We start from the raw sequence: 12,323 nt of genomic DNA, 5'->3' as shown, positions 1-12,323 counted from the left end.
CGGACCTGTTCGAAGGAGCACCGTTGAGCAGCGCGCAGACCGAGACAGCCACACCCCCGTGGCGGATGCTCATGGGCTATGTACGGCCGCATCGATGGACACTGCTCGGCGGCGCGCTGCTCTCGCTCGTGACGGGGGCGACCGGGCTGATGCTGCCGCTGGTCGCCCGGGAACTGATCGACGACCTCTCCCACGACCGGGCGATCACGGGCGCGTTGATCGCCATGTCCGCCCTGGTCGTCGCCAACGCGGCGCTGGGAGCGCTGGGTTCGTACGTGCTCCAGCGCACCGCGGAGTCGGTGGTGCTGGGCGCCCGGCGCACCCTGTCCTCGTATCTGCTGCGGCTGCGGATATCGGCGGTCGACCGCAGCGAGCCCGGCGATCTGATGGCCCGCATCACCTCCGACACCACCTTGCTGCGCCAGGTCACCACGGACTCCCTCGTCGGTCTCGGCACGGGCGGTCTCACCCTGGTCGCGACGGTGGTGATGATGGGGGTGGTCGATCCGGTGCTGCTCGGGGTCACCCTGGCCGTGATCCTCGGCGCGGGTGTGGTGCTCGGGGTGATCGTGCCGCACATCAACCGGGCCAGCAGACGGGCCCAGGACGCCGTCGGGGTGATGGGCGCCTCGCTGGAGCGGGTGCTGGGCGCGCTGCGCACGGTGAAGGCGTCCGGCGCGGAGCACCGCGAGGAGGAGACCCTGCACCGGGCGGCCGAGGAGTCCTGGCAGCAGAGCGTGCGCGCGGCCAAGTGGTCGGCCGCGGCGGGGAACACGGCCGGGCTGGCGATGCAGATCGCCTTCATCACCGTGCTCGCGGTGGGCGGGGCGCGCGTGGCGACCGGCGCGGTGGACGTGGGCACGCTGGTGGCGTTCCTGCTCTTCGTCTTCTATCTGATGGCGCCGATCCAGGACGTGGTCAGCGCGATCACCCAGTACCAGACGGGCTCAGCCGCCCTGGCCCGGATCCAGGAGGCCCTGAGCCTGCCCGCCGAACCCCGCTCCACGGCCTCCTCGTCCCCGGTTCCCGGCACGGAGCCCGCCGCCGTGTCCTTCCAGGACGTCCGCTTCCGCTACGCCGACGATCTGCCCCCGGTCCACCACGGGGTGAGCTTCGAGGTGCCGGCCCAGGGCATGACGGCGTTCGTCGGTCCGTCGGGAGCGGGGAAGACCACGGTGTTCTCGCTGATCGAGCGGTTCTACGACCCCGAGGCGGGGGTGATCCTGCTGGACGGTCTGGATGTGGCGCAGTGGGATCTGCCCCGGCTGCGTTCCTCGATCGGCTATGTCGAACAGGACGCGCCCGTGCTGTCGGGGTCTCTGCGGGAGAATCTGCTGCTGGGCAATCCGGAGGCGGACGACGGGCGGCTGGCGCAGGTGCTGAGGACGACCCGCCTGGACGGGCTGGTGGGCCGGCTGCCGGAGGGCCTGGAGACGCTGGTGGGGCATCGCGGGACGAAGCTGTCCGGCGGGGAGCGTCAGCGGGTCGCGATCGCCCGCGCGTTGCTGCGCAGCCCGAGGCTGCTGCTTCTGGACGAGGCGACCTCGCAGCTGGACGCGGTGAACGAGGCGGCGCTGCGGGACACGGTCGCGGAGGTGGCCCGGACGACGACGGTGCTGGTGGTGGCCCATCGGCTGTCGACGGTGACGATGGCGGACCGGATCGTGGTGATGGACGCGGGCCGGGTCCGCGCGGTGGGCACCCACCAAGAGCTGGTGGCCGCCGATCCGCTGTACGCGGAGCTGGCGGCCACCCAGTTCCTCGCGTCGACGGAGCCGACGGTCCCCGACGGAGACGGTGTCCCGGGCCCGGTCGCCCCCGACGGCGGTCTCCGGGGGGCGATAGCGGCGCCGTGAGCGCCCCGGTCAGCTGACGGAGGGCACCAGACCGGTCAGCGGGGCGACCAGATCGGTGAGCTGGTACAGCTCGCTGAACTGGTTGAGGTCGGACAGTTTGTTCAGCTCGGAGAGCTGTTCTGAGGGGCGCGGGACGGCGGCCTGGTGCTCGGCCGGAATGTCACTCACGGTCAGCGAGTCGAGCACGGTGACCGGGTTCAGCTTGCCATCGCTCTGGGTGTCCGCGCCGGCCGCGCTCGCCTGCGGTACGGCGAGACCGGCGGCCCCCACGGCGAGACAGGCGGCGGCGAGGATACGACGAGTTGAGATCATGTCATCAGCAACGCGCACGGCCCGGTCCGGACACGGCCGCCGCGCCCTCCTCACCCGACAGGCGCACCCCCCGGACCAGTGTCCCGGCCCCTCTCCCGCCCGGCCGCGTTTGCCGAGCCCCGGTACGCGGGGGAGGCTCGTAGGAGAGGCCCGCCGTGGCCCGTCCCCCCGCCGGGCCGCGGTTCCCGAAGGAGGTCACGATGGGTACCGCGCCAAGCCCCGTCTTCGACGCCGAGACACTGCGCCGGGGTATCGAGGGCCATCCGAACACCCTGCTCGCGCTGTACGCCGACGACGCGGAGGTCCGTGTCGTGGACCGGGTGAGCCAGCCCAGCCACCCCAAGGTGCTGCACGGCCGGGACGAGATCAGCGCGATGCTGGACGACGTCTATCACCGCGACATGACCCACAAGCTGGAGGAGTGTGTCGTACAGGGCGACCGGGCCGCGTTCACCGAGTCGTGCGAGTACGCCGACGGTGTGCGGGTGCTGTCCGAGTCGATGCTGCTGCTGGAGGACGGCAGGATCACCGCCCAGACCATGGTCCAGGCTTGGGACGAGGAGACACAGAGGTAGGTGGTGGGCGGCGGTGTGCCGCGGCAGGTGGAGGAAAGTCGAGGAAAGTGGAGGAAGGGAGAAGCATGCCCCATTTCCGCGTTGACACCCGTCTGACCTGGAGTTTCTCGACCCGGGCCGGGATCGGGCACCCTCACCGCTCCCCCGTGGCGAACCGTCTGGTCCGGGCGGCCGTGCTGCGCGCGCTGGTCCGGGCGGCGGCCCGCCGCGGCACCCCGCGGACGGTCCCGGCGCGGCGCCGTCGGCATCTGCGGTGCCACGGCAGGTGAGCGGGGCGGCCTGACGACCGGGCTGCGGCGGCGAGGACGGGCGCCCGTCGGCTACCCGCCCTCGGTGCCCAGGTGCTCGGCCGGTCGGCTGCTCAGCCGCCGACCCGTCGCATGACGCTCAGCAGGTACTCCTTCCGGTTCAGCGGGTTGTGGTCCGTGCGCGGCCGTCGCGGGACGGTTCCGTGGAGGACGGCGGCGTAGTGGTCGAAGGCGCTCTCCCACTCGGCCTCGCCCCGGGTGAGGCCAGGCAGTTGCTGTTCCAGCGCGTGGACGCGGGCCGCCGGGACGACACCTTCCACGTGGGCGAGGGGGCCTCGGGTGTCGGTGCTCTCGGGCACGGCCCGCTGGGCGGTGAGGGCCGGGAGCAGCGCGCCCAGGGTGTCGGCGGGAACCTCCAGGTGGAAGCGGTGCATCGGTTCGTGGACCTGGGTGCCCGCGCGGCGCAGGGCGTCGGCGAGGACCAGCGGGGTGAGACCGCGGAAGTCGTAGCCGGTGCTGGACATGCTCTTGTCGAAGCCCTGGTGGGCGTGGCTCTGCCGGGGGTAGTAGCCGGAGTGGGTCATGGTGACCGTCAGGTCGGTGACCGCCCAGCCGCACAGTCCCTGCCCGAGGCTCTCGCGGACGGTGTCCTCGACCGCCCGGAAGAAGGCGTACGGCATCGAGCCCAGCTCGACCTCCAGGCGGAAGGCGACGCCGCTGCCGACGGGTGCCGGGTCGACCCGCAGGCCGACCGTGGCGAGGAAGGGGTTGGGGTCCTTGTCGATCAGTTCGAAGGCGGCTCCCGAGCCGGACGGGCGCTCGATGCACAGCGGGGTCGTCCCGCGGAAGGTGACGTCGAGGCCGTACTCGGCGGCGAGGGTCGCCTGGAGCACCTCCTTCTGTACCTCGCCGTAGAGCGAGACGGAGGTCTCCCGGCGGGTCTCGTCGTGGCGCAGGCCGATCAGGGGGTCCTGCTCGGCGAGTTGGGTGAGGGCCTGGTGGAGGTGGCGCCGGTCGGTGTCCCGGCCGGGGACGACGACGGTCTCCAGCGTGGGCGGGGCGAACTGGTGGCCCCGGGTGGTGCGCGGGGTGCCGATGGAGTCGCCGACACGGATGTCGGGCAGTCCCCGGAGCAGGGCGATCCGGCCCGCCTCCACCTCGTCGCGGCGGGTGTCCGTGCCGCCGTCGAAGACGCTGATGGCGGTGACCTTGCCGTGCTGTCCGGTGGTGCCGAAGGGGATCCGGTCGCGGGTGCGCAGGGTGCCGGAGAAGAACCGGGCGTACGCCACCTTCTCCCCGGCCGGGCCGCGCTCGACCTTGAAGACGGTGCCCGAGACGGGGCCTGTCGGATCGCCGTCGGCGGCGGGGAGCAGTTCCTCGATGCCCCGGACGAGGGCGTCCACCCCGGCGCCAGTGACGGCCGACCCGGCGTAGACCGGGTGGACGCTGCCCTGCCGGGTGCGGTCGATGAGGGCCTTGCGGAGCCGGGCGGGGTGGACCTCGCCGTCGACGTAGGCGGCGAGGAGGTCGTCGTCGTACCGGGTGAGCACGTCGAGGGCGGCCGGGCGGAGGCCCGGGCTGAAGGAGGCGTCGGGGGTGCCGAGGCCGGTGGTCGTGCCCATGGGCACCACGGACGCGGTCAGCCGTTCGGCGACGGCCCGTACGACGTCGTCGTAGCGCGCGCCCCTGCGGTCGATCTTGTTGACGAAGATCAGGGTGGGGATGCCGAGGCGGCGCAGGGTGCGCATGAGGACGCGGGTCTGGGCCTGGACGCCCTCGACCGCGGAGACGACGAGGACGGCGCCGTCGAGCACGCCGAGGACGCGTTCGACCTCGGCGATGAAGTCCGGGTGGCCCGGGGTGTCGATGAGGTTGACCGTGATCTCGCCGACCGGGAACGAGACGACGGCGGCCTTGATGGTGATGCCGCGCTGCCGTTCCAGGGCGAGCGTGTCGGTCCGGGTGCTGCCGGCGTCGACGCTGCCGACGGTGTCGATCACTCCGGCGGAGTGCAGCAGCCGTTCGGTGAGGCTGGTCTTACCTGCGTCGACGTGCGCGAGAATCCCGAGATTGAGCAAGTGCACCGAGGTCCATGTCCTTCACGAAGGGGGCGATTTCAGCCTGGGGGGACATGAACGGTGCTCGCATGAGGGCTCCTGCGCGGGAGGGGTCGTGGACTCCGGCAGTCGATCAGAGACCCGGCTCACCCGGCAATGGATTAACGTTCAACCACTGCTGCTCCGGAGCGCTCGCCGTCCTCGGGATGGCGTCCTAGAGTCACAGACGTGGACGAGGGGAGCAGGGGTGCGTGAGATTCTCCCGGCGCTCAGCCGTTGGTACGCGGACGGAGCGCCGTTCGGGCTGGCCACGGTGGTCGGGGTGAGCGGCAGCGCGCCGCGCGATCCGGGTGCGGCGCTGGCGGTGGGCCCCGGCGACGTGGTCGTGGGCAGTGTGTCCGGGGGGTGTGTGGAGGGGGCGGTGTTCGAGCTGGCGCGGGAGGTGGTGGCGCGCGGCGAGGCCCGCCTGGAGACCTTCGGGTACAGCGACGACGACGCGTTCGCGGTGGGGCTGACCTGCGGGGGTGAGATCACGGTGCTGGTCCGGCCGGTGACGCGGGAGCGGGATCCCGGCTTCGGGGCGGTGGCCCGGTCCGTCGCCGAGGGGCGGCCGGTGACCGTGGCGACGGTGACCGGGGGCCCGGCGCCGCGCGGGGCGGCGCTCGCGGTGTGGCCGGACGCGGTCGCCGGGTCGCTGGGCACGCCGGGGCTGGACGTGGCGGTGACCGCCGACGCGCGCGGGGAACTCGCCCTGGGCGCCACGGGCGTACGGCGTTACGGGCCGCGCGGGGAGCGGCGTGAGGACTCCGTGGTGGTGTCTCTGCACTCGTTCGCGCCGCCGCCGCGGATGCTGGTGTTCGGCGCGATCGACTACGCGGCGGCGGTGGCCCGGCTCGGGGCCTTCCTGGGCTACCGGGTGACGGTGTGCGACGCACGGGCGGTGTTCGCGACTCCGGAGCGGTTCCCGGCGGGGGTCGAGGTGGTCGTGGACTGGCCGCACCGCTATCTGCGCGGCACCGACACCGATGAGCGGACGGTGATCTGTGTGCTGACCCATGAGCCGAAGTTCGACGTGCCGCTGCTGGAGGAGGCGTTGCGCCGCCCGGCGGCCTACGTCGGGGCGATGGGCAGCCGCCGTACCCACGACGACCGGACCGCGCGCCTGGTCGAGGCCGGGCTGACGCCCGCCGCACTGGCCCGCCTGCGCTCACCGGTCGGGCTCGACCTGGGCGCCCGTACCCCCGAGGAGGTCGCGGTGTCCGTCGCGGCCGAGATCATCGCCCTGCGCTGGGGCGGTACGGGCACCCCACTGACGGCGACGGGGGGCACCATCCACCACCTGGAGCGGGGCGGGGGGCCGGGGGCCGGGTGAGGCGAGGAGCGGACCGGTGCGAGGGGTCGGTGCCCGGGCGCGGCAGTCCGGAGGTGCGGGCCGTCCGGTCTGCCGCGTCCGACGGGCCTCGGAGGGCGGCCTCGGTCAGCGGTTGACCGCGAACTCCTCCAGGGCGCGGCGCAGCGGGGGCAGGCCGCGGGTGCGGCCGGCGCCGATGTTGCGGGCGCGGGCGAGGGGGCCCCAGAAGCGGGCGGAGAGCAGATCCTCGGCACGGACCGCGTGGACCCGGTCCAGGATCGACTCGGGCACCTTCTGCGGGTCGGGCACCTCGAACTCCGCCATGATCTCGTCGTACTTGTCGTGCAGCACGGTGTTCTCGGGGTCGGCGCCGAAGACCATGAGCTGACCGGTGGGCTGGGTGTCGACCAGGACCATCACCAGGTCGGGGCGGTGCCGGGCGAGGATCTCCACGATCTTGTAGACATCGCCGGTCCAGGCGTTGGTGTGCCGGTCGCGGGCGGCCTCGTCGATGCTGCGCGGCAGCATGTCGTCCAGCACGATGACGCTGGCCCAGTCCGAGTGCTTCTCGACGTTCATGAAGTCACGCAGGGCATATTCGAACAGGTGCATGCCGTCGATGAAGGAGAGGTCGAGCGTCGTCCGGCGCCAGTGACCGATCGGGCTGCGGCCCCGGGCGAGGTTGCGCAGCGGGTGCCGGCCGCCCTTGAGGTGGCCGAGCGGATTGTCCCTGGCGAAGAAGGCGTCGCTGGTGGCGCGGACCAGGTGGACGTCGGCCCTGATCTCCGTGACCACCTTGAAGGCGGGGTCGATGGCGATGCTGGGCACCCTCGACAGCGTGAGGCTGCGGCCGTCGTTGACGCCGATCTCCAGGTAGTTGCGGTTGGCGGTGGCCTTGTGCAGGCCCCGCAGGAACTCGTGGCGGTTCACGCGGTGCACTCCTCGCGGATCGTTGGCGGTTCTTCCGGGCATGCGCGGGGCCGAGGGCGGTAGCGCCCCCGGTCCTGCGCGGGGACAGTGATGGGGCGGTTCACGGCTGCCCCACGCGTTCCTTGAGGGGGCGCCACCAGGTGCGGTGGGTGCGGTACCAGGCGGCTGTGGTGGCGAGGCCGGTCTCGAAGTCGTGGAGGGGGCGGTAGCCGAGTTCGGTGCGGGCCTTGGTCCAGTCGACGCTGTAGCGCAGGTCGTGGCCCTTGCGGTCGGCGACGTTCTCGACCATGTCCCAGCCCTCCCCGCAGATCTCCAGTATCACGGAGGTCAGTTCCCTGTTGGTCAGCTCGGTGCCGCCGCCGATGTTGTAGATCTCGCCGGGGCGTCCCTTGGTGCGCACCAGGTCGATGCCGTGGCAGTGGTCCTCGACGTGCAGCCAGTCGCGGACGTTGAGGCCCTCGCCGTACAGCGGGACCTTCTTGCCTTCCAGCAGATTGGTGATGAACAGCGGGATGACCTTCTCCGGGTACTGGTGCGGCCCGTAGTTGTTGGAGCAGCGGGTGATGCGTACGTCCAGGCCGTGGGTGTGATGGTAGGCCAGGGCGAGCAGATCGGCCGAGGCTTTGGACGCGGAATACGGTGAGCTGGGCCGCAGCGGGTGTTCCTCGGGCCAGGAACCGGTCTTGATGGAGCCGTAGACCTCGTCGGTGGAGACCTGGACGAAGGTGTCCACCCGGTGCCGCAGGGCCGCGTCGAGCAGGGTCTGGGTGCCCATCACATTGGTGCGGACGAACGCGCCGGCGCCGTGTATCGACCGGTCCACATGGGACTCGGCGGCGAAGTGGACGACCTGGTCGGCGCGGGCCGTCAAGGTGTCGACCAGGGGCGCGTCGCAGATGTCGCCGTGGACGAACTCCAGCCGGGGGTGGCTGTCGGGCAGGTTCTCCCGGTTCCCGGCGTAGGTGAGGGAGTCGAGCACCGTGACCCGCGGCCCGCCGCGCCGGGCCAGCAGCCCGCGGACGTACGTGGAGCCGACGAACCCGGCGGCGCCGGTGACGAGGAGGTTCATGGAGGGGTCTGCACCTTGGTGAGGTATGGCTGGGACTGCGGGTGGTTCCGGCCTGCGCGGACGTCGGCAGCACAAGGGGGGCGGGCCTCAGGCGCGGATCTGCACCTTGCTGTGGTCGCCGAGCACGAGCCGGTGGGCGCTGGGCACGGCCGGGGCCGGGGTGACCTCGACGTGCCGGCCGATCAGGGAGCTCTCTATCCGGCCGACCCCGGATATGGAGGAGTCGCGCAGCACGATGGAGAACTCCAGCTCGCTGTCCTTGATCCGGCAGTTCTCGGCGACGGAGGTGAACGGGCCGACGTAGGAGTTCTCCACGAGGGTGCCGCGGCCGATCACCGCCGGGCCCACCACCCGGGAGTCGACCACCTTCGCGCCCTCCTCGACGACGACCCTGCCCACGGTCTCGGAGGTCGCGTCCACCTCGCCGTCGATCCGCCGCTCCAGGCCCTCCAGGACGGTCCGGTTGACCTCCAGCATGTCCGCGACGTTGCCGGTGTCCTTCCAGTAGCCGTGGATGACGGTGGAGCGGACGTCGGCGCGGCTGTCGAGGAGGTGCTGGAGGGCGTGGGTGATCTCCAGTTCGCCGCGCCAGGAGGGGGCGATGGCCCGTACCGCCTCATGGATCAGCGGGGTGAACAGGTACACGCCGACGAGGGCGAGATCGCTCTTGGGGTGTTCGGGCTTCTCCTCCAGGCGCACGACCTGCCCGGAGGGCCCGAGTTCGGCCACACCGAAGGCACGGGGGTCGGCGACCCGGGTGAGCAGGATCTGGGCGTCGGGGCGGTGGGTGCGGAACTCGTCCACGAGATCGGTGATGCCGCCGATGACGAAGTTGTCCCCGAGGTACATCACGAAGTCGTCGTCACCGAGGAAGTCCCGGGCGATCAGCACCGCGTGGGCCAGTCCGAGCGGGCGCTCCTGCGGGATGTAGGTGATCCGCAGGCCGAATGTCGACCCGTCGCCGACGGCGTCCTGGATCTCCTCCGCCGTGTCGCCGACGACCACGCCCGCCTCGGTGATCCCGGCCTCCGCGAGGGATTCCAGGCCGTAGAACAGCACGGCCTTGTTGGCGACCGGGACGAGTTGCTTGGCCGAGGTGTGCGTGATGGGCCGCAGGCGTGTTCCGGCGCCGCCGGACAGCACAAGTGCCTTCATCTGGCACACCATAGCCGCCGAACGGCCGGAATGGAGAGGCTCCGTTGTGGTTCCGTATCACTCCATTCCGACTGCTGTTTCCCGTATCGTCACCTTCAGGAAGCGGCTGACAGGCGGGATTCCGCTTCGGTCCGCGACCGGGCCCGCGGGCCTCGCGGCGACGGGGTCGCTCCGGGGAGCCAGGTTGACGCGGGGGCGTCCGCCCGACGCGCGGACGTACCCCAATAGGAACGTCTGTTCGATAATGTCGATCATAGGGGTTCGTGGCTCGGTTCAGCTCCTCTCCGCAGGGCACGACCACTGCCGTACCGCCGCCGCACCCGGTGCCCTGTCCGCTCGCCGTGCGCCGCGGACCTCCTCGGGAGAGATTTGTTTCCTGGGGACCCGTTAAGCGACCGGTCGAGGGAGGTGGTCGGCATGTCCGACGGGCAGCCTTCCGGACGGCCGGGAGGCCCGGCCGGACGGCCGCCGCTGTCGCTCGCCCTCATCGAGATGATGGAGGGCACCGAGGCGCACTCCGGCGCGGTGTATCTGCTCGCGGAGGACCAGCCGGTGCTGGAGATGGCGGTGATGGCGGGGCTGCCGCGAGACTTCGCGGCACCGTGGGAGCGGGTCGGGCTGAGCGCGCCGATCCCGGTCGCGGACGCGGTGCGCGAACGCCGACTGGTGTGGGTGAGCGGCGAGGAGGACATGGCCAGCCGCTACCCCCGGATCTCGGTGGTGCTGCCGTACCCCTTCGCGGTGGCGGCGCTGCCGGTCGCCACCGACACCGCGGTGTACGGGGCGGTGTTCGTGGCCTGGCCGGGGTCGCGCACCCAGGGGCCCTCCGAGCGGGAGCGGGACCACCTCACGCGGGCCTGCGGACGGCTCGCGCTGCACCTGGAGCGGCTCGCCGCCGAGGGCCGGCCCGTGGTGCCCGAACCCGATCTGTGGGGCACCCAGCTCCTGGACGGAGCCACCGGAACGCCCCGCCCGGTGGAGGCGGAGCGGATGGCGTCACGGCTGCCCTACGGTCTGTGCTCGCTGGATCTGCACGGCCGGGTCGACTTCGCCAACGCGGCGGCGGCCGAGCTGATCGGGGTGCCGGTGCCCCGCCTGCTGGGCACCCCGTTGTGGGCGTCGGTGCCCTGGCTCAACGACCCGGTGTACGAGGACCGCTACCGGGCGGCGCTGATCAGTCAGCGCAGCACCTCGTTCGCCGCGCTGCGCCCGCCCCAGGACTGGCTGTCGTTCCAGCTGTATCCGGACCGCAGCGGGCTGAGTGTGCGGATCAGCCGGGCGCACGAGGCGGCGGAGGCGTCGCGCTCCGGGGCCGGCGAGCAGGGCACCCCGCCCCGGCTGGTCTCCATCTCGCAGGTGCTCAGCCTGGCCGGATCCCTGACGGAGGCGGCGACCGTGCGGGACATGCTGCAACTGGTGGCGGACGAGGTGGTCCCGGCCGTGGGCGCCCAGGCCGTCGTCCTGCTCACCGCGCGCGCGGGCCGGATGCGGGTGCTGGGTCATCGCGGCTACCGCAACGCGCACATCGTGGAGCGCTTCGACGGGACCCCGCTGTCCGAGCCGACCCCGGGCGTGCAGGCGCTCAACAGCGCGGTGCCCGCGTTCTTCGAGTCCCGCGAGCAGTTGGAGCGGCTGTACCCGGCACGGCAGTACACCCCCGACGGCTTCGCGGCCTGGGCCTATCTCCCGCTGATCGCCTCCGGCCGCCCGGTGGGCACCTGTGTGCTGGCGTACGCCGAACCGCACCAGTTCCAAGCCGAGGAGCGGACCGTGCTGACCAGCCTGAGCGGAATGATCGCGCTCGCGCTGGAACGGGCCCAGCTCTACGACGCCAAGCACCAGCTCGCGCACGGACTCCAGGCCGCGCTCCTGCCGCACTCGCTGCCGCCGCTGCCCGGTGTCGACGCAGCGGCCCGCTACCTGCCGGGCACCCGGGGGATGGACATCGGCGGCGACTTCTACGACCTGGTCCCGGCGGCGGGCGCGGCGGCGGCCGTGATCGGTGACGTACAGGGGCACAACGTGACGGCGGCGGGGCTGATGGGGCAGATCCGGACCGCCGTACGCGCCTACACGACGGTCGGGCAGCCGCCGCACGAGGTGATGCGCAGCACCAACCGGCTGCTGATCGAGCTGGGCTCGGACCTGTTCGCGAGCTGTCTGTATCTGCGGCTCGACCCGGTGAGCGGGCGGGCCGTGATGGCGCGGGCCGGTCATCCGCCGCCGCTGCTCAGACACCCCGACGGCCAGGTGGAGGTGCTGAATGTGCCGGGCGGTCCGCTGCTCGGCGTCGACGCCGAGGCGGTCTATCCGACGACGGAGGTCGAACTGGCCCCGGGTTCGGTGCTGGTGCTCTACACGGACGGGCTGGTCGAGTCCCCGGAGGTAGACATCGAGGACGCCCTCGCCGATCTGGGCGACCGGCTCGGCCGCGCGGGCGCTCTGCCGCTGGACGAACTGGCCGAGGTGCTGATGGGGCGGGGCGGGTACGAGGGGGAGCGGCCGGACGATGTGGCGTTGCTCCTGCTGCGGGCCACCGGCTGACCCGGCCCGCGGGACCGGGCAGACGGTGAGTGGCCCGGCCCTTCCGCCGAAGGGCCGGACCGGACCGGTCCACCGACCCGCGGTGGGGCGCGGGTCGGTGGCTGCGCGTCAGTGGGGTGCGCGTCAGGGGGACCGGGTCAAGGGGACCGGGTCCGTGCGACCGGGTCGGGGGGAACGGGTCCGTGGGACCGGGGCCGGGGGGACCAGGTCCGTGGGACCGGGGCCG

Annotated in this window: 10 protein-coding genes; 5 read left to right on the top strand and 5 right to left on the bottom strand. The window is 72.2% G+C overall.

The genetic code is table 11. The features are described from left to right. The first annotated feature begins 65 nt into the window (after positions 1-65). The gene (locus tag ACIQNG_RS09880; RefSeq protein WP_401483885.1) at positions 66-1,856 is read left to right on the top strand and encodes an ABC transporter ATP-binding protein; all 1,791 of its coding nucleotides are present in this window, start codon (positions 66-68) and stop codon (positions 1,854-1,856) included. A gap of 9 nt (positions 1,857-1,865) precedes the next feature. Here the strand turns inward: ACIQNG_RS09880 and ACIQNG_RS09875 are convergent, their stop codons facing one another. After that, positions 1,866-2,168, bottom strand: a complete 303-nt coding sequence (locus ACIQNG_RS09875; protein ID WP_401483694.1) for a hypothetical protein — start codon at positions 2,166-2,168, stop codon at positions 1,866-1,868. A 200-nt stretch (positions 2,169-2,368) separates the two neighbouring features. On the opposite strand from ACIQNG_RS09875, the gene ACIQNG_RS09870 reads away from it, so the two are divergent. Together ACIQNG_RS09870 and ACIQNG_RS09865 are read left to right on the top strand one after the other, a co-directional pair. Beyond that, positions 2,369-2,743, top strand: a complete 375-nt coding sequence (locus ACIQNG_RS09870) for a nuclear transport factor 2 family protein (RefSeq protein ID WP_401431776.1) — start codon at positions 2,369-2,371, stop codon at positions 2,741-2,743. Between the two features lie 146 nt (positions 2,744-2,889). Beyond that, a complete protein-coding gene (locus ACIQNG_RS09865; protein WP_401483693.1) occupies positions 2,890-3,012 on the top strand; it encodes a hypothetical protein in 123 nt (40 codons plus the stop codon). A gap of 92 nt (positions 3,013-3,104) precedes the next feature. On the opposite strand, the gene ACIQNG_RS09860 is transcribed toward ACIQNG_RS09865, so the two are convergent. Then, complete coding sequence (locus ACIQNG_RS09860; RefSeq protein WP_401483691.1) at positions 3,105-5,075, bottom strand: GTP-binding protein; 1,971 nt, start codon at positions 5,073-5,075, stop codon at positions 3,105-3,107. A 220-nt stretch (positions 5,076-5,295) separates the two neighbouring features. Here ACIQNG_RS09860 and ACIQNG_RS09855 point away from each other — a divergent pair, with 220 nt between their 5' ends. Further along, positions 5,296-6,420 carry an XdhC family protein gene (locus ACIQNG_RS09855; protein ID WP_401483689.1) on the top strand — a complete coding sequence of 375 codons (1,125 nt, stop codon included), beginning with the start codon at positions 5,296-5,298 and terminating at the stop codon, positions 6,418-6,420. A 105-nt stretch (positions 6,421-6,525) separates the two neighbouring features. On the opposite strand, the gene ACIQNG_RS09850 is transcribed toward ACIQNG_RS09855, so the two are convergent. The 3 genes from ACIQNG_RS09850 to ACIQNG_RS09840 form a co-directional block, all read right to left on the bottom strand. Continuing rightward, positions 6,526-7,329 carry a class I SAM-dependent methyltransferase gene (locus ACIQNG_RS09850; protein ID WP_401431766.1) on the bottom strand — a complete coding sequence of 268 codons (804 nt, stop codon included), beginning with the start codon at positions 7,327-7,329 and terminating at the stop codon, positions 6,526-6,528. A gap of 100 nt (positions 7,330-7,429) precedes the next feature. Further along, on the bottom strand, positions 7,430-8,398 hold the full coding sequence (gene rfbB / locus ACIQNG_RS09845) for a dTDP-glucose 4,6-dehydratase (RefSeq protein ID WP_401431764.1): 969 nt from the start codon (positions 8,396-8,398) through the stop codon (positions 7,430-7,432). Positions 8,399-8,485: 87 nt separating this feature from the next. Beyond that, a complete protein-coding gene (locus ACIQNG_RS09840) occupies positions 8,486-9,553 on the bottom strand; it encodes a glucose-1-phosphate thymidylyltransferase (RefSeq protein WP_401431762.1) in 1,068 nt (355 codons plus the stop codon). 417 nt (positions 9,554-9,970) lie between these two features. Between ACIQNG_RS09840 and ACIQNG_RS09835 the strand changes: the two genes are divergently transcribed. Continuing rightward, on the top strand, positions 9,971-12,097 hold the full coding sequence (locus ACIQNG_RS09835) for a SpoIIE family protein phosphatase (protein WP_401483686.1): 2,127 nt from the start codon (positions 9,971-9,973) through the stop codon (positions 12,095-12,097). The last annotated feature ends 226 nt before the right edge of the window (positions 12,098-12,323 follow it).

Origin of the sequence: Streptomyces sp. NPDC091377, assembly GCF_044757045.1 — a bacterium.
Lineage (GTDB): Bacteria > Actinomycetota > Actinomycetes > Streptomycetales > Streptomycetaceae > Streptomyces.
This window is presented reverse-complemented; position numbering and strand designations above follow the sequence as displayed.

What these genes read in the sequence shown, in the direction of transcription:
- rfbB (WP_401431764.1), bottom strand. Translation starts at nt 8,398, where the DNA reads ATGAACCTCCTCGTCACCGGCGCCGCCGGGTTCGTCGGCTCCACGTAC.
- ACIQNG_RS09840 (WP_401431762.1), bottom strand. Translation starts at nt 9,553, where the DNA reads ATGAAGGCACTTGTGCTGTCCGGCGGCGCCGGAACACGCCTGCGGCCC.
- ACIQNG_RS09880 (WP_401483885.1), top strand. Translation starts at nt 66, where the DNA reads ATGCTCATGGGCTATGTACGGCCGCATCGATGGACACTGCTCGGCGGC.
- ACIQNG_RS09875 (WP_401483694.1), bottom strand. Translation starts at nt 2,168, where the DNA reads ATGATCTCAACTCGTCGTATCCTCGCCGCCGCCTGTCTCGCCGTGGGG.
- ACIQNG_RS09870 (WP_401431776.1), top strand. Translation starts at nt 2,369, where the DNA reads ATGGGTACCGCGCCAAGCCCCGTCTTCGACGCCGAGACACTGCGCCGG.
- ACIQNG_RS09835 (WP_401483686.1), top strand. Translation starts at nt 9,971, where the DNA reads ATGTCCGACGGGCAGCCTTCCGGACGGCCGGGAGGCCCGGCCGGACGG.